Annotated in this window: 13 protein-coding genes and 1 tRNA gene; 3 read left to right on the forward strand and 11 right to left on the reverse strand. The window is 68.7% G+C overall.

What is annotated here, in order from left to right:
- Positions 1-105: 105 nt before the first annotated feature.
- Both ACWF0M_RS08830 and ACWF0M_RS08835 read right to left on the reverse strand, forming a co-directional pair.
- Positions 106-1,650, reverse strand: a complete 1,545-nt coding sequence (locus ACWF0M_RS08830) for a helicase HerA-like domain-containing protein (protein WP_452235029.1) — start codon at positions 1,648-1,650, stop codon at positions 106-108.
- A 58-nt stretch (positions 1,651-1,708) separates the two neighbouring features.
- Positions 1,709-2,413 carry a L,D-transpeptidase family protein gene (locus ACWF0M_RS08835; protein WP_452235030.1) on the reverse strand — a complete coding sequence of 235 codons (705 nt, stop codon included), beginning with the start codon at positions 2,411-2,413 and terminating at the stop codon, positions 1,709-1,711.
- A gap of 159 nt (positions 2,414-2,572) precedes the next feature.
- Between ACWF0M_RS08835 and ACWF0M_RS08840 the strand changes: the two genes are divergently transcribed.
- Both ACWF0M_RS08840 and ACWF0M_RS08845 read left to right on the forward strand, forming a co-directional pair.
- Positions 2,573-2,866, forward strand: coding sequence for a type II toxin-antitoxin system VapB family antitoxin (locus ACWF0M_RS08840; protein WP_133786633.1), 294 nt, complete (start codon positions 2,573-2,575; stop codon positions 2,864-2,866).
- A gap of 32 nt (positions 2,867-2,898) precedes the next feature.
- The gene (locus ACWF0M_RS08845) at positions 2,899-3,462 is read left to right on the forward strand and encodes a LytR C-terminal domain-containing protein (protein WP_452235031.1); all 564 of its coding nucleotides are present in this window, start codon (positions 2,899-2,901) and stop codon (positions 3,460-3,462) included.
- On the opposite strand, the gene ACWF0M_RS08850 is transcribed toward ACWF0M_RS08845, so the two are convergent.
- The 7 genes from ACWF0M_RS08850 to ACWF0M_RS08880 form a co-directional block, all read right to left on the reverse strand.
- Complete coding sequence (locus ACWF0M_RS08850) at positions 3,459-3,599, reverse strand: hypothetical protein (RefSeq protein ID WP_452235032.1); 141 nt, start codon at positions 3,597-3,599, stop codon at positions 3,459-3,461. The genes ACWF0M_RS08845 and ACWF0M_RS08850 overlap by 4 nt on opposite strands.
- A 200-nt stretch (positions 3,600-3,799) precedes the next feature.
- Positions 3,800-4,282: a hypothetical protein gene (locus tag ACWF0M_RS08855; RefSeq protein ID WP_452235033.1), complete on the reverse strand. Its 483-nt coding sequence runs from the start codon at positions 4,280-4,282 to the stop codon at positions 3,800-3,802.
- A 44-nt stretch (positions 4,283-4,326) separates the two neighbouring features.
- On the reverse strand, positions 4,327-5,838 hold the full coding sequence (locus ACWF0M_RS08860) for a potassium/proton antiporter (RefSeq protein ID WP_452235034.1): 1,512 nt from the start codon (positions 5,836-5,838) through the stop codon (positions 4,327-4,329).
- 106 nt (positions 5,839-5,944) lie between these two features.
- Positions 5,945-6,035: transfer RNA gene (locus tag ACWF0M_RS08865), tRNA-Ser, on the reverse strand.
- Between the two features lie 13 nt (positions 6,036-6,048).
- Positions 6,049-6,477 carry a nucleoside deaminase gene (locus ACWF0M_RS08870; protein WP_452235218.1) on the reverse strand — a complete coding sequence of 143 codons (429 nt, stop codon included), beginning with the start codon at positions 6,475-6,477 and terminating at the stop codon, positions 6,049-6,051.
- A 31-nt stretch (positions 6,478-6,508) separates the two neighbouring features.
- The gene (locus ACWF0M_RS08875) at positions 6,509-6,994 is read right to left on the reverse strand and encodes a tRNA adenosine deaminase-associated protein (protein WP_452235035.1); all 486 of its coding nucleotides are present in this window, start codon (positions 6,992-6,994) and stop codon (positions 6,509-6,511) included.
- Between the two features lie 78 nt (positions 6,995-7,072).
- Positions 7,073-7,234, reverse strand: coding sequence for a hypothetical protein (locus ACWF0M_RS08880; RefSeq protein WP_452235036.1), 162 nt, complete (start codon positions 7,232-7,234; stop codon positions 7,073-7,075).
- Between the two features lie 105 nt (positions 7,235-7,339).
- Between ACWF0M_RS08880 and upp the strand changes: the two genes are divergently transcribed.
- The gene (gene upp / locus ACWF0M_RS08885) at positions 7,340-7,981 is read left to right on the forward strand and encodes a uracil phosphoribosyltransferase (protein ID WP_452235037.1); all 642 of its coding nucleotides are present in this window, start codon (positions 7,340-7,342) and stop codon (positions 7,979-7,981) included.
- An 8-nt stretch (positions 7,982-7,989) separates the two neighbouring features.
- Here upp and ACWF0M_RS08890 read toward each other — a convergent pair whose 3' ends face one another.
- Together ACWF0M_RS08890 and ACWF0M_RS08895 are read right to left on the reverse strand one after the other, a co-directional pair.
- Positions 7,990-10,488 (reverse strand): right-handed parallel beta-helix repeat-containing protein, encoded by a 2,499-nt coding sequence (locus tag ACWF0M_RS08890; RefSeq protein WP_452235038.1) that lies wholly within the window; start codon positions 10,486-10,488, stop codon positions 7,990-7,992.
- Positions 10,485-19,286 carry an actin cross-linking domain-containing toxin gene (locus ACWF0M_RS08895; RefSeq protein WP_452235039.1) on the reverse strand — a complete coding sequence of 2,934 codons (8,802 nt, stop codon included), beginning with the start codon at positions 19,284-19,286 and terminating at the stop codon, positions 10,485-10,487. Before ACWF0M_RS08895 ends, ACWF0M_RS08890 begins: the two co-directional genes overlap by 4 nt.
- Positions 19,287-19,414: the final 128 nt, after the last annotated feature.

Genomic DNA, 19,414 nt, shown 5'->3' on the forward strand with positions numbered 1-19,414 from the left:
CTCCCAATCGGTGACGGCGCGGCTGTGGATGACGACTTGAGAACGATCCCCGATGCTTCGGCATTCATTCGTTTGATCAACAATTCCCTTGCGGGAAAGGAAAACTCAGCGGCGGCGGGCCGCGCCGAACAGGCCGCGGACGATCTCCCGGCCGGCCGAACGGGCGAACTGCTTGAAGGCCGACGACCCGATGACCTGCTCGACCATCGACTTCTCCTGCTTCTGCGCCCGCGGCCGCGACTCCTCCTGCGGCTTGGCCTGCTCCTGCTGCTGCTTCTCGGCCTCGGCCTGCGCCGCACCGGCCTGCACCTTCGCCGCGAGCAGCTCGTACGCCGACTCGCGGTCGACCGTCTGCGAGTACTTCGCGTTGTTCGCCGACGCCTGCACCGACGCGGTCAGCTGCTCCGCGGACGCCGGCGCCATCAGCGACTGCGGCGCCCGGAGCCTGGTCCACGCGACCGGGGTCGGGGCGCCCTTCTCGTTCATCACGGTCACGATCGCCTCGCCGATCCCGAGCTGGGTCAGCACCTCGCCCAGGTCGTACGACGAGCTCGGGAACGTCGACACGGTCGCCTTCAGCGCCTTCGCGTCGTTCGGCGTGTGTGCCCGTAGCTGGTGCTGCACCCGCGAACCGAGCTGCGCCAGTACGTCGTCCGGCACGTCCTTCGGCGTCTGGGTCACGAAGAACACGCCGACGCCCTTCGACCGGATCAGCCGGACGGTCTGCGCGATCGCAGACAGGAACGCCTTGGATGCGTCCGCGAACAGGAGGTGCGCCTCGTCGAAGAAGAACACCAGCTTCGGCTTGTCCACGTCGCCGACCTCGGGCAGGTCGTGGAACAGGTCGGCGAGCAGCCACATCAGGAAGGTCGAGAACAACGCCGGCCGGTCCTGCAGGTTCGGCAGCTCGAGCAGCGAGATGACGCCCTTGCCGTCGCGCTGCTGCAGCAGGTCCGCGGTGTCGAACTCCGGCTCGCCGAAGAACGCCTCGGCGCCCTGGTCGGCAAACCCGATCAGCGACCGCAGGATCACGCCCGCGGTCGCCGCGGACAGGCCGCCCAGCTCCTTCAGGTCGTCCTTGCCCTCGTCGGACGTGAGGTGCGTGATGACGGCCCGCAGGTCCTTGAGGTCGAGCAGCGTCAGCCCAGCCTTGTCGGCGTAGTGGAAGATCAACCCGAGCGACGACTCCTGGACGTCGTTGAGCCCCAGCACCTTCGACAGCAGCACCGGGCCGAACGAGGTGATCGTGGCGCGGATCGGGATCCCGGTCCCCTGCCCGCCGAGCGCGTAGAACTCGGTCGGGAACCCGGTCGCCGTCCACTCCTGGCCGATCGCCTTCGTCCGGGCGAGCAGCTTGTCGCTGCTCTCACCCGGCTGCGAGATCCCGGACAGGTCGCCCTTCACGTCGGCGGCGAACACCGCGACACCGGCCGCGGACAGCTGCTCGGCCATCAGCTGCAGGGTCTTCGTCTTACCGGTACCCGTCGCGCCCGCGACCAGGCCGTGCCGGTTCATCATCCCCAGCGGGATCCGGACCGCCGCGTCCGGTTTCGGCTCGCCGTCGACCAGCAGCGCACCCAGCTCGAGCGCCGCCCCCTCGAACGCGTACCCCTGCTTCACGGTCTCCACGACGTCGGCTTTCTCGGCCATCTCAGCGTGCCTTTCCCCGGTTGACGGAACTACCCGTCGGCATGCTAGCTCTCCGCAGTCAGCGCATGACGACCACACGCGTTGCGCCGGCCGCGAAGGACCAGATCGCGACCGACATGGAGGCCGAGACCCGGATGCAGCCGTGCGAGGCCCGGTAATTCGTGCCGAGCAGCCAGTCGGCGTGGATCTGCTGCCCGTTCGACTTGTACGTCGGGATCTGGTGGAACCCGACACCGCACGGTGCGAACCGGACGAAATGGTTCAGATAGAGCCGTCCGCCGTCGGTGTTCCGCAGTACCCGCGCCGGCCGCCCGCACTTCGAGCCGCTCGTGTACGTCCCGGCCTTCAGGTACGTCGGGTTGTCGATGATCCCGCCCTGCCGGACCACCCTGCCACGGGCATCGATCAGCCACACCCAGTTCTGCGTCTGACTGATCACGATCCGGCGACCGGTCCCCGAGCGGCCCGGCACCGGGCGGACGTCGCAGCGCTTCGCGGTCGAGGCCATCAGGCGCGCGTACGTCGTACTGTTCAGCGAACCGGTCTGGCTCAAGACGTTGGCGGACTGGAACCGGACCGTGGCGGCCTGGGTCATCGCACCGGCCTGGCCGTCGACCGGGCCCGAGGTGCAGCCGAGACTGTTCAGGCGGGTCTGGGCCGCCTTCACCTGAGACACCGTGATCGCCTCGGCCGGCACCGTCGTACCGAGCGCGACCAGCGTGATCGCCGCGGTCGCGAGGCCCAGTTTCGGAAGAATTCGCATACCGTTCACCCCCATGCTCGTGGACGCGGAACCGCGCTCACCGCTCCCTGTTCCGGTGGGACGTCCGACGGCACCGAAAGGTTGGGTCGATGCAGCGGACTGTTCCGGTGACATTCATGACCTCCTCTTAGGACCTTTCACACCGCTAGACTTCGGGGGGTGATCTTCAAGCGTGTCGGGGACGACAAGCCGTACCCGGACCATGGGCTGCGGCCGAAGGACTGGTCTTCGCTGCCGCCCAGGCAGGTGCGGCTGGACGAACTCGTTACGACGAAGGGCACTCTGGACCTGAACGCGCTGCTCGACGAGGACTCGACCTTCTACGGCGATCTGTTCGCGCACGTGGTGGAGTGGAAGGGCGACCTGTACCTCGAGGACGGCCTGCACCGCGCGCTGCGCGCCGCGTTGCAGCAGCGTCAGGTTCTGCACGCACGGGTTCTGGTAGTGGACTGACCAATGGCTGCCGCTCACGGGGGGTGGAGCAGATGACAGCGATCCATCCGCAACCGAGACCGCACTCGCGGATCCGGTGGCGTACGCCGATCACGATGGTGATCCTGCTGGGGATCCTCGCCGGCGGGGGCTGGTGGGGCTGGAACTCGCTGGTGAACAGCAGCGCCCAGCCGACCTGCACCGAGCAGAAACTGACGAACAACCGCCTGGTTCCGAAACAGGTCGTCCTGAACGTCTACAACGGCGGCGCCCGCGCGGGCTCGGCCGGCCGGGTCGCCGACGCGCTGAAGCAGCGCGGGTTCAACATCGACAAGACAGCCAACGAACCCAAGGGCGACAAGGTCGACGTGGTGGCGCTGCGCGGTGCCACCGCGGACGCGCCCGAGATGCTCCTGGTCGCGGGTCAGCTGAACCAGAAGGCGGTGATGATCGCCGACGGCCGCACCGACCACACCGTAGACCTGGTCATCGGCGCCGGCTTCGGCTCCGTAAAACTCAAGGGCATCCCGTCAGTCACAGTCGCCCCCGGCACCACAGTCTGCCTCCCGGTCATCCACACCCCGAAACCGATCCCGTCCGGCCAGAACCCCAACTAGTCGGTCGCCTTGGGATGTCCCGTACCGGCATACGTGATCCACACCGTCCGCTGATCCACGTCGACGAGGTACCAGATCCGGCCACCACCGGTCACCTCGTACTGCCACTGCTCGAGGCCGTTCTGGGTGGACAGCACGCCTTTCAGGCGATGGTGCCGCGCGCTACTTGGGAATGGCCGCGGCTCCCCACGGATCTCAGCCCAGGCACGTTCGGTGTTGCCCGCTGCCTGTCGGCAAAGCTCCTCCCATCCTTTGGCGGCAGGGGTGTTGAAGAATTTCAGCTCCCAGTGATCGGGGCCTGCCGGTGGAGCGACCCGGTCACCGCGCTTCGCAGGACTCACTCCGCAATCCGCCTGGGCACCGGACCGAGACCGTCCTCGCGGGGCGATCGCAGGATCGCAAGCAGTTCCGGATCCGCCCAGACATCGGCCGTGTTCCGCCACTGGGCAATCAGCGTGAGCACCGGCGCCGAGACACTGAGCTCCGAGCTGGCGTCCATCACATCGATGAGTTCCTGCGCGAAGCCGGCGCGATCCTCCGGCGGCAGGAACGCCACCCAGGGAAAGACCTGCGGGAGGATGTCAAGAAGGTACATCGAGCGGACGGCAGGGTTGCTCATCACCGCACGAAGCATCCGCACCGTCACCTCGGCCACCTCATGCTCCTCGGCCGCCCGGGCGGCAGTGGTCAGCACAAGATCGTCCTGGGAGCCGCGGCGGTGCACCCGCAGCGCCTGGTTCCGGCTCGACTTCAGCTTTTCCACTGTCTCGCTGGGGCGCTGAAGCAGGTCGGAGAAGTTGACTTCCTGCAGATCGGACATACTTCAAAGGTAGTTCAGAACACCAGCGCAGGCAAACGAGCGACTCAGTGCTGTTCGCGGCCGCGTTCGCCGAACCAGCCGGCTAGGCGGCCGGCTCGGGAGACGGCGCGGAGGCGGCGGACGGTTTGTTCGCGGACCGGGCTGGGCGCGACCACGAGCAGGTTGTCGGCGGCCCGGAGCACGGTACGGCGGTCCGGGACGAAGGCTCGTTCGCCGCGGATCACCAGCGACACCGACACGCCGGGCGGCAGCCGCAGTTCACCGATCTCGACCCCGGCCAGCCGCGACTCGCTCGGGACGTACACCTGGAGCATGTCCGCGCCGAGCGACTCCAGCGGCGCGACGTCGATGTCCACCTCGTGCGCGGCGTTCTCGTCGAGGACGTTCAGCCGCTTCGCCAGCCACGGCAGCGACGGCCCTTGCAGCAGCGTGAACAGCAGCACCAGCACGAATACGACGTCGAAGATCCGCGCCGCCTGCGGCACGCCCTCGGCGAGCGGGATGGTCGCGAGCACGATCGGCACCGCGCCCCGCAGGCCCGCCCACGAGATGAACGTCCGCTCCCGCCACGGCAACCGGAACGGCGCCGCCGAGATCGCCACCGACGCGAACCGCCCGACGACCGTCACCGCGACCCCGATCACCAGCGCGACCAGTACGTCGTTCAGCTCGAAATCCCCTGGTGACGCCAGCAGCCCGAGCATCACGAACAGCCCGATCTGCGCCAGCCAGGCGATCCCGTCGACGAAGGACCGGGTCGCCATCCGGTGCGGCAACTCCGCCCGGCCCAGCACCAGCGACGTCACGTACACGGCCGCAAACCCCGACACGTGGAGCAGCACCGAGCCACCGGCGTACGAGATGAACGCCACGGAGAGCACCGCGAGCGGGTACAGGCCGGCGGATCCGACCGCCATCCGGCGGATCAGGCCGACGCTCACCCACCCGATCAGCAGCCCGAACAGCGCGCCGACCACCAGTTCGTAGACGACCATGCCGCTGAACCACAGCAGGCCCTTCTCGCCGATCTCGCCGGTGCTGACGAGCGTGACCAGCAGGACGGTCGGAGCGTCGTTCAGACCGGACTCCGCTTCCAGTGCACCGCGCAGGCGTGGACGGATCGGCACCCGTCTGAGCACGGAGAACACTGCCGCTGCGTCCGTCGGCGACGTCACGGCGCCGAGCAGCACGGACAGCTGCCAGCTCAGCCCCAGGACGAAATGCGCCACACAGGCGACGACACCGACGCTCACCGCGACACCGACCGTCGCCAGCACGAGTCCGAGCGGCATGACCGGCCGTACTTCGTTCCACCGGGTCGTCAGACCGCCCTCGGTCAGGATCACCACCAGCGCCGCGAACCCGAGCGCGTGCGCCAGCTGCGCGTCCTCGAAGTGGATGTGCCCCGGACCCGCCTCCCCCAGGAGCAATCCCATCCCGAGGTAGATCAGCAGCGACGGGAGCCCGACCCGCGCGGACAGCCGCACCGCGACCACAGCGACCAGCAGAATCGCCGCGCCCGCCAGCAGGATCCGGTCGAGCTCCGCAACATCCATAGGGGCCCTCTCGTCGAGCGTCCCGCGTCAGGTCCAGAGAGACGAAAACCCTGACGCATCACACAGCATCAGGGTCTCCGGCCTATCTGCCGCCCCGGAGGGCGGTTGGCGGTGGCGGAGGGATTTGAACCCTCGGACGGGGGTTGCCCGTCACGCGCTTTCGAGGCGCGCTCCTTCGGCCGCTCGGACACGCCACCGCCGAGGACAATATCAAGGTCTGTGGCCGATGAAGAAATCGCGGAGCCGCGCACCGGCCTCGTCGGCCATCACCCCGCCGACCACCTCGGGCCGATGATTGAGACGACGATCCCGTACGACGTCCCAGAGCGACCCCACCGCGCCGGCCTTCTCGTCGTACGCCGCGAAGATCAGCCGGTCCAGCCGGGACAGCACGATCGCCCCGGCGCACATCGTGCACGGCTCCAGCGTCACCACCAGCGTGCAGCCGGTCAGCCGCCACTCGCCGACGTGCCGGGCCGCGTCGCGGATCGCGAGTACCTCGGCGTGCGCGGTCGGATCGCCGGTCGCCTCGCGCTCGTTGTGCCCGCGCCCGATGATGTCGCCGCCCTCGTCCACCACGAGGGCCCCGATCGGTACGTCGGGCAACGCCCGCTCGGCCTCCTCGAGGGCCAGCGTCATCAACCGCGACCACGCCTGCCGCAGGATCGGGCTAGCCAACGGCTTCGATCGCGTCGTGGAACTGGTTGCCGAAGCCCAGTGTCTCGGCGATCTCCTCGAGCATCTCCACCGGGTAGAGGTCGACGTCGTCGCAGAGCTCGCCGAGGTCCATCGCGGGCATGCCGAGGTCGGCGATGATCGCCAGGTCGCCGGCCGGAACCTGCTCGTCGTCGTCATCGGCCAGCGGGATGTCGAGCTCGTCGACGACCTGCCGGGCCAGCGGCCACTCGGTCGCGGCGGTCACGTCGGAGATCAGCAGCCGGGCGCGGCCGCCGAGCACCCGGACCAGGACGAAGAAGTCCTCGTCGACCGACACCAGGCCGAGCACCCCGGCCTCACCGGGATACCGGCGGAGCGCGGACACCAGCGTGGACAGATCGGGTTCACCGCGCAGTACCAGCGGCGTGACGGTCCAGTTCCCGTCCTCGGTGTACGCAGCGACCGCGAAATCCAGGTCGGTAACCGTGGCATCAGACACCGGATCATCGTCGCAGACCTGCGGCGTCCCGGCGATCTCAAGCCGATATCAGATCCGCCAACACCGGTCAACGCCCTCTCAGTGATGGTACGTCGCTCTGCGCATCGCCTCGCGCAGCTGTCGGACCCGGGCCCGCCGCGGCGCGATGCGGTCCCGCAGGGCACGCGCTTCCTCGAGCTCGCGCAGGAACGCCGCACGGCGCCGCAGCCGGTCGAGCTGCTCAGGGGTCTTCTCAGCCATCGGGTCTACTCCCTGGTGGGCGACAGGGCAGATTCCGGTGCACTTTCGATTCTGGCAGCGAGCGCGCTTTCGCGCCGCGAATCGCCGACGGTACCGTTCGGCCTTATGCAGATCCTCGTCGTGGACCACCCGCTCGTCGCCCACAAGCTCACCGCTCTGCGCGACGAGCACACGGACTCACCCACGTTCCGGCGGCTGACCGAGGAGCTCGTCACGCTGCTCGCCTACGAAGCGACCCGGGACGTGCGCACCGGCCCGGTCACCGTGCAGACCCCGGTCGCGGAGGCGCAGGGCGTGAAGCTCGCCGCGCCGAAGCCGCTCGTCGTCCCGATCCTGCGGGCAGGCCTCGGCATGCTCGAAGGCATGTCCCGGCTGCTTCCGACCGCGGAGGTCGGTTTCCTCGGCATGGTCCGCAACGAGGAGACCCTGACCGCGTCGACGTACGCCGAACGCCTCCCCGAGGACCTGTCCGGACGCCAGTGCTACGTCCTCGACCCGATGCTCGCCACGGGCGGCACCCTCGCCGCGGCGATCCAGTTCCTGGTAGACCGCGGCGCCGACCACATCACCGCGATCTGCCTGCTCGCCGCCCCCGAAGGCGTCAAGCGCGTAGAGAACGAACTGACCCACCTCGACGTACCGTGCAACCTCGTCATCGCCGGCATGGACTCCCACCTGAACGAAAAGGGCTACATAGTCCCCGGCCTCGGCGACGCCGGCGACCGTCTCTACGGCGTCGCCCAGTAACTCACCTCTCAGGAGATCTCCGGGATGTCGGGGGACTCCAGGGAGACGAGTTGGGCGGGGGTGGGGGCGGTCAGTTCGGAGAGGCGGTGGGCCTGGCGTTCGGTCATTGCCTGGAAGATCTGGCGGGCGGAGCGGCCGTTGCCGAAGGACTCGCCGCGCGGCATCCGTTCGAAGAGGTCGGACAGGGCGACGCGGGCGTCGGGGCTGACCTCGTACTGGTGGCCGCCGGCCTGGTGCTCGACGATCGCCACGAGCTCGGCCGCGGTGTAGTCCTCGAACATCAGCGTCCGGGTGAAGCGGGACGACAGGCCGGGGTTCGAGCCGATGAACCGGGACATGTCGTTCACGTACCCGGCCACGATGACGACCAGGTCGTCGCGATGGTCCTCCATCAGTTTCACCAACGTGGCAATGGCTTCCGCGCCGAAATCGTTGCCGATGCCAACGGGTGACAGCGAGTACGCCTCGTCGATGAACAGCACGCCGCCGAGCGCCTGGTTCACCGCCGCGGTCGTCTTCGGCCCGGTATGACCGACGTACTCGCCGACCAGCGCCGTACGGTCGACCTCCACCAGATGACCCTTGCGCAGCAGACCGAGCGCCTTCAGTACCCGCCCGTACACCCGGGCGACGGTGGTCTTGCCGGTGCCAGGGTTGCCCGCGAACACCAGGTGGCGCGACAGCGGTGGCGCCGGCAGGCCGGCCTCCTGCCGCATCCGAACCGTTTGCATGAGCTTCACCATCGACTGAACATCCCGCTTCACGCGGTCCAGACCGACCTGCTCGTCCAGTTCGGCGAGCACGTCCTCGAGCGTCTCGTCGTCCGGCGGCATGCTCTCGGCCAGCGCGGCAGTAGTCATCACGTCCGGAGCAGCAGCGGCAGCGGCAACACCGGGGGTCGAGGTAACCATCGGTACGCCGTCAACGGTGCAGTCCTCGAACGTCGGGTTCGCCCCGTCCTCCTGCCCCACCGCGTCCACGCAGTCCCGGATCCGCAGGTGTTGGAACACCGGAGCGGCCGCCTTGCTGAGGTGCACCGCCGGGTACTTCGTCCCGTTCACGTCGCAATCGGCGTACTTCCCGGCCGCCTTCTCCGCCAGATAGATCCCGTTCTTCGCCACACCGGCCACGCGCAACGCCCGTACCGTCGGCGCGGCGGCGGACCACACCACCAGACCGGATCCGCCGCAGTCCTCGATCGCCGACGCCGAGACCTCCGCCGCAGCTCCCGCACCGATCACGATCCCGGCCGCCTTCGAGCCACTCACCCGTACGGCGTCCAGCGTCGCGAGCCCCGCACCGGCCACCTCGATCGCGGTGCCGACCGTCCCGCTGACCGACGAGCCACGCAGCCCGGTGGCCGCACTCGACTCCAGATGTACGCCGGTACCACCGCCGCTGACCCGGCACTCGACGGCCTCGGCGGTCGCCCCGTCGACCACCGACAACCCGGTCAGCCCGACGTCGCTGATCCCACACCTGGTGAGCTCGACCCGCGACGACGCGGTTGCGTGTACGCCGTGCTCCGCTCCCTCACGCACCAGACAGTCCGTCAACCGGACGACCGCCGTACCAGTCAGGTGTACGGCGCTGAACACCGATCGATCGAACCGGCTGTCGGTCAACGTCGCGGTCGCGGAATCCGAGGCCAGCAAGGCGTTTGCGCCCGCGTCGGTCACGATGCAGTCGGATGCCGTCAGGTCGGACTGGTCCTGCGCGACCAGGCCACTCGCCTTCGCGTTCCGGACGCGGCAGTCCGTCAGCTCGACCGTCGCCGTACCGGCCGCGTGGATCCCCGGGCCACCTGAGTGCTCGATCCGTACGTCGGTCAGCGTTGCAGTCGACGAGTCCTCGAGCAGTACGCCGGCCATCGCGGTCTGCCGGATGACGCCGTCGGTCGCTTCCAGCCGGCTCGATCCGCGCAGCCGGAACCCGTACCCGGACGTCGCGTTCAGCCGCAGCCGGGACGCGTCGAGGAACGCGGTGCCCGACAGCACCACGCCGATCCCGTCGATCGTGTCGATCACGGAGTCCTCGACCTTCGCCCGGACCCGCCCGGACAGGTGCAGCGCGGCCAGTCGTCCCTTCTCGACCCTCGTCCCGCGCAGCATCAGCGTGGTCACGCCGTACCCCGTCAGGTCGGAACCGCCGCCTTCGTTGCCGCGGGCATGGATCCGGCCGCCGGTCACGGTGCAGTCGTCGAGCAGCAGCCCGGCACCCGGCGCGACGCCGACGGCCGGCGTACTGCCGTCGCCGTCCGCGGCCCGGATCGCCAGCCCGCGCAGCGTGCACTCCAGCCCTTCGGCCACGACGGCAGGCTCCCCGGGCGGGCCGACCAGCACAACGGCGCCTTCGGCAACGATTGCGACGGAGCGGTCCAGCCGGAGCTGTTCGGCGTACTCGCCGGCGCCGACGACGACGACGTCCCCGGGCGCGGCGGCCCGCAGTGCCTCGGTGATCCGGCGATAGGTACCCCGGCCCTTCGGGGCCACGTAGCGATTCGTCACTGTGCTCCTTCGACAGGAGGAACTTGATACCACGCCGGGTTGATCGACGCGCGGATCGCCGGGGTCAGGAACACCCCGCCGATGCCCTTCTCGAACAGCCGCAGCGGCATCGTCAGCACGATGTCGGCGAAACCGGCCTTCTGGAAGAACCGGCCGGCCCCGAAGTTCCCGCCGATCAGCTTCAGCAGACCGAGGCTGTTGGCGATCGCGTACCCGTTCAGGACCGCGATCCCGCCCTCGCCGACCGCCTCCCAGCCGGACAGCTTGACCGTCTTCCCGTCGGCGTTCGGTACGCCGAAGATCGCAGCGTTCATCGTCCCGTTCACGAAGCCGGTCAGCGGCAGCAGCAACATGTTCAGGCTGTAGTCGAAGATGCCGCCGCGCCAGCGCACCGGGCTGGTGTTACCGGCCCACTCCACGCCCCAGGTGGCGTCGTTGTTGTTCGGCCGTCTGGTGATCGGCTTGCCGCCGTCCAGGTTCCCCATGTTCTGCTTGAGGTTTCGCAGCGACCCGCCGAGCTTGGTCTCGGTGAGTGCCGCGCCGGCGACCGACTTCAGGGTCGCGCCGACGGCCGCGTTCATCAGCGCCTTCAACGCGTCGTTGCCGGTGAACGGCTTGTTCTGCGCCTCCGCGACGATGCCCAGGATCATCAGACTGGCCGCGTAGTCCAGGATGAACTCGGTCCCGACCTGGAGCAGCACCTTCTGCGTGAGCAGCCGCGAGAACGGCGCGTAGGTCGCCTCCCGGAACACGTTTCCGCCCGGCGTCAGCGTCTTGTCACTCAACGTCCAGTCGGACTGCATCAGCCAGGGCTGCCGCTGCGCGTCGGCGATCCGGGTGTTCCAGCCGCGGTACTCCGTCAGCGCGCCACGGAAGTCGAACTCGTTGCCGGTCAGCGTCAGCCGCCCGTCCCGCAGTTCGAACACGAGACCGTTGTCCGACCGCTCCCCGATCACCTGCCCCTGCTGGTCGTAAAGCTTCCACTGACCGTGGATCTTGTCGGTCTCCAGGAAGTTGTTCCCCGACGCCACCCGCTCCCGGACGACCTTGTCGAAGTCGAACTCCTTCCACTGCCCGAGGTCCGTCTGCCCGTTCTCGAGCTTGTACTCGCGGACGCGGATCGGCCGCCCGTCGCCGACGTGCGTCGGCGTCTCGCGGACGAGTTGCGGCATGACCTGCCCGTTCTGCGGCAGGCTGTCGCGGAAGTGCTGCGACCCGGCGGTCCAGTTGTGCTGCCAGTTCCCCTCCGCGTCCAGCCATTGCCGCTCCAGCCGCGTGGTGTCCGCGACCTCGACGCCGGCCTTGTCGAACTCAGCAACCCGCCACTGGTTGCCGTCCTGCCACGACTCGACGAAACGCCGCTCGTCGAGCAGGTGCCGGTCCCGGATCAGGTTGCCCCCGGCATCGAAATCGCGGAACGAGTTGTCCCAGCTGACGCGCTCGTCGCCGGAGCCCTTGAAGTGGAAGCGGTCACCCTCGCGGCCGGCGATCGGTACGCCGTTGTGGTCGAGCTCCTGCCAGCGCCAGTGCGACGAGTCGGCGGTCCCGGTCGCCACGACGTACCGATGGTTGCCGCCGACCGGCGCCGGGGTCCGGTGTGAGCTGCCGACCAGGTTGCCGTGGGGGTCCCGCTGCACCCAGATGTTGCGATCGCCCGGTTGCGTGTACTCGCGGACGGCGCCGCCCGGGTGGCTCTCCCGGACGACGGTCCAGCCTGGGAGCCCGTCGACCTCGGCGACGTCGCGCCAGCCGTTGGTGTTGTCGAACACCCGCCAGCCGTTGACGTCCCCGGCTGTCCATGGCGTGGTCGAGTTCGGGTGGGCGGTCCCCGGTGTGGTGGCGTGGTCGCCGACCTTGAGTTCGGTGCCGTCGTGCAGCTTGCCTTTCGAGCGGACGAACTCGCCGTTCAGGTTCACGTCGACGATCGACTCGTCGGTGCCGACGTACCGGATGCCTTGACCTGCGTCGATGCCGTTGCCGGAGGTGTCCCAGCGGAAGATCTGGAACCGGTTGTCGCCGGAGATGTGGGCGACGCTGCCGGTGGTCGGCGGGTTGTCCAGGAAGTTCTCCCGGACCCAGATCGGCGGCCGCTGATCGCCCTGCCGGACCGTCTTGAGCAGGGCGCCGTTGTCCAGCAGTTCGCCCTTGCCGACCGACTTGAGCTGTGGCGACTGGACCTCGAACTCGCCCGACCTCGTCGGATGCCCGGCGCCGGCCTCGAGCTTGAACTCCTGGTACTGCCGGGCGGTGTCCGGCCCGTGCCAGGTCCCCCATTTCTGCTGGGCGACCCGGGTGACCTCGTTGCCGTTCTCCAGCACCCGGACCGTGTCGGTCCAGCCCTCGCCGATCGCCTCGAGGGTGCGGTTGCCGTCCGCAACATGCACGCCCTGCGCGTCGTACCGGTGCCATGTCCAGTTGCGGCCGTCCTTGATCGCCAGCACGTGACCGGTGATCTCCTTGTCGGCCTTGCCGAGCGGCGTCGGCTGCTCCGCGATCGGGTTGGCGTACTTCTGCAGGCCCTGCTGGTAGTCGCGCACCGAGTTGCCGTGGTGGTCGTAGTCCCGCCAGGAGGCTCCATCGGTGCCGAAATGCCGCTTGCCCCAGTTCGTCAGTACCCCGTTCGCGTCGTACGTCGCCCACGTGGTCCGACGATCGAACGCGCCGTACCCGAGGGTGTCGGTCTTCCGGAAGCTGTCCAGGATCGTGCCGTCCGGCAACCACCGGCGCTCGAAGACCTCGACCTCCTTGGCGGTGGAGCTCTGCAACCGGATCCGGCCGTTGTCGAGACCGGCGATGTCGACCTTTCCGTGCTGGAAGTTCCCCGTGCCGTCGACAGCTGCGTTGTCCACCCGGCGCCACGTGTTGTCGGTGCGGTTGACGACGTACGTGAACTCGGTCGGGCGGCCGTTGCGCACCACCGGGAAGCCCTGCTCGGTGAGGTGTCCGTCCCGGGAGAACACGTGGAACTCACCGTTGCGCGGACTGCCCGGGGCGTTGATCTCGAGCCGTACGACGCCGTGCTGGTCGACCGTGACGCGGTGCGGGGTCGGTACCGCGGCGCCGTTGCGATCGGTCCAGGTGACGATGCCGTTCTGGTCGCGGGTCACGCGGGTGGCGCCGGCGCCGAGACCGTGCCCGTCGAGGTCGGTGATCTGCCGCAGTACGCCGCCCTGCTGGTCGAAGACGTCGTGGCCGCCGGCGCGGGTGACCGTGAACTCGCCGGCGTTGAACGTGACAGTGCGGCCCTGGATCGGCTGGTAGTTGACGTCCAGCCGTCGCGCGGTGTTCCCGGCGATCTCCAGGAAGCCTGTCTCGCCCGGCAGGTCGACGGTGTGACCGTGCGCCTGGAACGCGCCGTCGCCGTCGTACACGTGGTAGTTGCCGCCGTCAACGACCCGGTAGCCGCCGCCCTGCACCGGCCCGATCGTTCGGCCGGCACCGGCCGGGTCGTGCAGCGTGAGGTGGTTGTTGACGTCGTGGATCACGATCTGCTGCGCGTTCGGCGCACCGAGCGGGATCCGGCGGTCGACGTAGATCCCGGCGTCGTCGAAGGTGCGGGCGATCCCGTTCGCCTCGGTGACCCGGAAGCCGCCCTCGAACGTGGTGACCGTGCCGGGCAGTTGCGCGCCGGCGTTGTCGAGCAACACCGGCTCCTGGCCGAGCTGGTGGTAGAGGAAGACCTGACCCTGACGCGCCGGATCGGCGACCCGGATCCCGGAGCCGCGGTACAGACCGTCCTGACCGTGCCACCGGACATCGCCGAGAGCGGTGTCCGCGACCCGGAACTGCCCGTTCGGCAACTGCTCGACGGTCGTGTGCGGCAGCGGCGTCCCGTTGACGTCCACCGCCCGCAACCCGCCGGCGGGGTCCGTCTCAGTGAAGAACGAGCCGCGGAGGTGAAACGGATCGTTGAGCATCGTCCCGTCGCCGAGATGCGCGCCGTCGACGCCGTACCGCTGCATCTGACCGCGTGGCCCGACGACCCGGAACCCGCCGTCCTGCAGGACGTGGACGGTGAAGCGTTCCGCGTTGGGACCGGTGACATGTGGCTGTGCGCCGGTCGGCCGTACGACGGTGTGGTCGTTGAACGCGCCGGTGAGCTGGTGCTGGCGGATCGGTGGGGGCGGCGGGGTGTGCGCGACGTGGACCATGTTGACGATCACCGGCTCCTGGACCAGGCCTTGCCAGGTCTCGGGGCGGTGCGTCAGCAACCATTCGGCCTTCTGCGTGGCACTGGCGAAGCCCACCAGCTTCTCCGGCGGTTTGCCGGCCAGGTTCGGCTTCAGCTCACCGAACCAGCTGGCGAAGTCGTCGCGGTTCGCCGGGTTGTTCAGGACGGTGTCGAGCTGCCGAACCACGTCTGCGCGCCGCGGTCCGAGGCCCGCGAGGGTGTCGGTCACGTTGACGACCGGAGTCGCCTGCTTCGGGACCAGATGCTTCAGCCCGTCCGGTACGGTCCGGAACTCGAACAGCAGCGCCTTCTCGCCCGCGATCGTCGCGTTGTTGATGCCGTGCCCGGCCACCTCGCCGCCGCCCAGCAGGTACTGCCGGACTTCCTTCCAGATCGTGGTGTCGCCGATCGCCGGCGTCTCGCGGAGCAGCTTCAGCGTCGCGGCGCGGTCGGGGCCGGACAGCGACTCCAGCACGATGTTCGGCCGCGTCCGGGGCAGCACCGCCCAGTCGTTCTTCACGGCCGGATCAGTCAGACCGCGGTACGGCGCCTTACCGGCGTAGTCACCGATCGGGATCCCGTGCTTGTCGACCTGCTTCGCGGTGAAGCTCATGATCGACTTCAGGTACGTATAGGCGTTCTCGACCTGCTGCGGGTTGTCGAGCTCGTGCGAGATCGCCCGCAGCGCGTCGTCGGTGCCGAACTCGGGCTTGTACCAGGGGTTGTCGAGCAGCCGGAGATCGTTGCCGGCGGCACCGGCGAAGTCGGTTGCCTGCACGCCGACGGTCAGCTGCTGTCCGCCCGGTGGCATCGAGACCGAGCCCGGTTCGTCCAGGTGCATGCCGTTGCCGCTGGCAATGACGTGCCGGTCGTTGGTGATCTGGAGCGCGAACCGGCCGTCCGCGCTGATCACCGGCTCCATCGGGCGGTGGTTCGCGAGGTTGATGCGGCCCTTGAAGACGTCCAGGAGGAACTGGGTGGCTTCGTCGCGGATGGTGATGCCGGCCTGGTCGCCGACCTTCGCTGGGTAGCTGACGAGCTCGACGGTGTGGGTGCGCCAGTTACCGCCGTTCGCCTGCGGGAGACCGTCCGGGTTGCGGTAGATGCCATTACTCATGTCCTTCGTGACCATGATCAACGGATCGTCGGTACCGACCTCCTTGACGAACGCGAACGTCCGGTTCGTCCCCTCGGGCATGGCGACGACAAACCCGCCCAGCTCACTCTCACTCCCGAACGACGCCCCGTCGAACTCCCGCCCGAACCCAGGAGCAGCAACCGGCCGAGTCCGGCCCGGAGGAGTCGTGTGGCCGTTGTGGCCGCCGAGGAGGCGGGGGCGATCCTTCAGGGACTGGGCGGTGAGGGTGTCCAGTTGGGACTGGATGTCGGCGACCTGCAGGCCGTACCTCGTCTCGAAGGCGGTCTTCGCGGTCGACAGCTCGGCCTGGGCGGCGCGCAGGTCGAGGTGCACCTGCTCGCCGACCGACAGACCGGTCGACGGGCCGTCACCCCGGAGTCCGCGCACCGCGACGTCTTCCAGCGCGGCGTCGACCTTCGCCTGCGCCTGCTGCACCCGGCCGGTGTCCGTCAGCTTCGCGTTCACGATCGCGTCCGTGTCGTCCCCGACCCGGAACACCGCCACCTTCGCCGCCAGGTCCTGCTCCCAGGCGGCATCGAGCTGCTTGCCCTTCCCCGCGGTCTGGTCCCACTGCGCAGGTTTCGGCAGCGCGTGGAACTGGTCCGCGGTCAGGTTCGCGAACTGCGACCCGCTCCAGGTCTTGTCGAACGTGTTCACGCCGTCCGCGGTCCCGATCACCCGGACCGAGTCTGTCTGCGGGTTCCGCAGTACCGTGATCGTCAGCTCGTCCGCGAAGCCCGGCTTGCTGACGTGAACGGTCCGCGACAGACCGTCGACACTCGTCGTACTGCGGCTCACGACGTCGCCCATCCCCTGGAACTGCCGCAGGCCGGCGGCGTCGAAGGTCGTCGCGAGCTGATTGAACGCCGTCTCCGACAACCCTGCCGGCCGCACCGGAACCGCGGAGCCGAGCTCCGGCCGCAGCCCGATATCGTCGCCGAGCTCCTTCTGGATCCCGACCGTGGTATCGAGGTCGTCGGCCTTGCCGAACACACCTGCCTTTCCCGCGACGTCGCCGTTCCAGGACGACGTGACGTTCTGGCCGTCCAGCTTCCCGTTCGCGGTGTAGTGCCAGCTCGCACCGTCCTTGCCCAGGATCTGTACGCCGCCGGTGTCCAGTTGCCGCACGGTGAGGTTCTCGGGTACGGCGTTGCCGTCCAGGCCGGTGACCCGGAACTGACCGTCGGGCTGCTTGACCAGCACGCGGTCGTCGATCCGCGGCATCCCGTCCGCCTTGGTCAGCCGTACGCCGTGATCGACGACGATCCCGTTGCTGTCGAAGCGCGTCGTCGTACCGGTGGAGGTGTCGGTGAACCGCAGGTGGCCGCCGCTCAGCGGGTCCAGCCGCCCGTTCGGCCCGCCGCCGTGCAGGTTGAACTGCGTCATACCGCCGTCGAACCGCTCCACCTTCACCACGACACCGGGATGGTCCGGCAACCCGCTCAACGGGATCTCCGACCTCCCCGGAACGCCAGGGGGCGTGGCGACGTGCTGGGCGCCGCCCACCGGCGGGGTGCCGACGTGAAGGTTGCTGGGGGCACCGATCTTGAGGTTGGCCGGGCCGCCGGTCAGCAGGTCGAGGGCGGCGTTCACGCGGTCGACCGTCGGCGCGCTCACCGCGTGCGTGCTGCCGTGCGCGTTCGGCGCCGGCAGGTTGACGATCTCGTCGATCGAGAGCCGGACGTGGTTCGCCTGGAAGCCGTGCGAGGTGCCTTCGCCGATCGTGGTCGCGAAGTGCGAGGAGATCGTCGGCGGGTTGTTCCGCAACCCGGAGCCGACCAGGTCGCTGATACTCGTCGACCCCGGGGTCGGGAGCGCGTGGTTGACGCCGTTCAGGACCGGCGTACCGATCTGCCCTTGGTTCGGCAGGCCGTGGACGAGTCCGTTGATCGCGTTGTTGCCGCTGGTCGCCGGTACGCCGACGTGCGGCGACGGAATGTTGGTGATGACGTTGACGGCCCCCGGCGTACCGGCGGTGGCCGGGATGTGGACGCCGCCGGTGGTGACCGTGGTCGGCGTGTGCACGCTGACGCCGATGTTCGTACTGCTGATGTTCTGCATCGGTGCAAGGTGCAGTTCGTCGAGCGCGGTGAACACCTGACCGCCCTTGAAGCCGCCCTCCACCGCCACGCCGATGCTGTTGATGTGCACCGAGGGGATCCGGATCTCGGGCTTGACCAGCTGCTGCAGGAAACTGGTCTTGCCGACTCCGGCACCGGCGCCGTGCTCGATCGGGATCGCGCCGATCCCGCGGCCGAGCGCGCCCACCGTCGGCAGGCCGAAAACGTTTTCGGCGAACACGCCGCGCCCGATCACGCCCACCTTCAGCGCCTGGGTGAAGGCCGCGAAGTTCGACATCCCGAGCGCCTTGAAGGCCCGGATCTCGTCCGCGGCGACCGGCAGGATCATCCGGGTCCACTGCAGGCCACCGAAGTGCCCGCTGACGAACTGACCGAACCCTGAGGTCGCGACCCCGTTCCAGGCCGACTTGAACCCGGTCACGATCGAGCCCGGCCGGAACGTGGTGATCCCGGTCTTGAACGAGTTGAACGCGCCGAGCGCGACCTTGTCGAAAGTGCTGACGAACTGGCCGGTGGTGATCGCGAAGTTCCGGATGTTCGAGATCACGAACAGCCCGGTCTCCTTGATCGCCAGGCCGGCCAGCATCGGCATCCCCTTCAGCCCGACCAGCAGGCTGTTGAACAGGAAGTCCTTGCTGAAGACGGTCCGGAAGGTGTTCGCGATGCCCTTGACACCGGCGCCGATCCCCTTCGCGATGCCCTTCAGGATGCTGAAGATCGGCAGCGCCTTGGTGGTCGGCGCGATCAGGCCGAGGCCGGCCAGGAACAGGTCGAGGAAGGTCGCGTCACCGTTCGCGACGTCGACGATGGTCTTGATGAACAGCGCCAGGTTCACGCCCAGCGCGAGCAGCGCGATCGGGCCGCCGAAGATCAGCGCCGGGATGATCAGGATGATCGCCAGCCACTTGAACGCCTCCCAGAACGCCTCGCACTCCGAGATCGGCAGCTGGATGTCGGAGACGCCGTTGATCCGTCCGGCGTACGTCGAGGCCTGGTCGGACTGGTCCCGGCCGGCCTGCTCGGCGATGCCCTTCTGGGTCTCGCGGTTCGGATCGTCCGCGGCCAGACCGCGGCCGGCGTTCAGCGCCCCGTCCGCCTTGCGCTGCTGCTCGTCGACCACACCGCGCCAGTCGCGCAGCGCCTGCGCCGAGGTCTCGAAGGCGGTCGCGACGTCCTCGACGTGACCACGCAGCCGTCCGTCCACCTTGCCGCGCAGTGCCTCCGCGGTGGCGCCGACGAACACGCTGTCGTTGTTGGTGTTCATCACCGACTCGACGGCGGTGACGATCTCCCGCGCCTTGCCGCCGAGCTTCTGCAGCACCTCGGCCAGCTGACCGATCTGCTCGGGATCACCGGGGGTCGGGTCGCCGCCGAGCCCGATGGCGTCCCAGTCGCTCGGCCGTGGCATGCGTTCCCCTCCCTGCTGGATCCGGTGCGATCCCGGTGCCTCTACCCAGACCACGCCGTACCCACCGCTCGGGTTCAGATCGAAATGAACCCGACCGGCTGCTCCGGCGTGGTCAGTACGGAACCATC

The organism is Kribbella sp. NPDC055110 (assembly GCF_053607525.1).

Bases quoted from the DNA above. Each gene is read 5' to 3' on its own strand.
- ACWF0M_RS08830 (WP_452235029.1), bottom strand. From the start codon at position 1,650: ATGGCCGAGAAAGCCGACGTCGTGGAGACCGTGAAGCAGGGGTACGCG.
- ACWF0M_RS08835 (WP_452235030.1), bottom strand. From the start codon at position 2,413: ATGCGAATTCTTCCGAAACTGGGCCTCGCGACCGCGGCGATCACGCTG.
- ACWF0M_RS08845 (WP_452235031.1), top strand. From the start codon at position 2,899: ATGACAGCGATCCATCCGCAACCGAGACCGCACTCGCGGATCCGGTGG.
- ACWF0M_RS08855 (WP_452235033.1), bottom strand. From the start codon at position 4,282: ATGTCCGATCTGCAGGAAGTCAACTTCTCCGACCTGCTTCAGCGCCCC.
- ACWF0M_RS08860 (WP_452235034.1), bottom strand. From the start codon at position 5,838: ATGGATGTTGCGGAGCTCGACCGGATCCTGCTGGCGGGCGCGGCGATT.
- ACWF0M_RS08870 (WP_452235218.1), bottom strand. From the start codon at position 6,477: ATGACGCTGGCCCTCGAGGAGGCCGAGCGGGCGTTGCCCGACGTACCG.
- ACWF0M_RS08880 (WP_452235036.1), bottom strand. From the start codon at position 7,234: ATGGCTGAGAAGACCCCTGAGCAGCTCGACCGGCTGCGGCGCCGTGCG.
- upp (WP_452235037.1), top strand. From the start codon at position 7,340: ATGCAGATCCTCGTCGTGGACCACCCGCTCGTCGCCCACAAGCTCACC.
- ACWF0M_RS08895 (WP_452235039.1), bottom strand. From the start codon at position 19,286: ATGCCACGGCCGAGCGACTGGGACGCCATCGGGCTCGGCGGCGACCCG.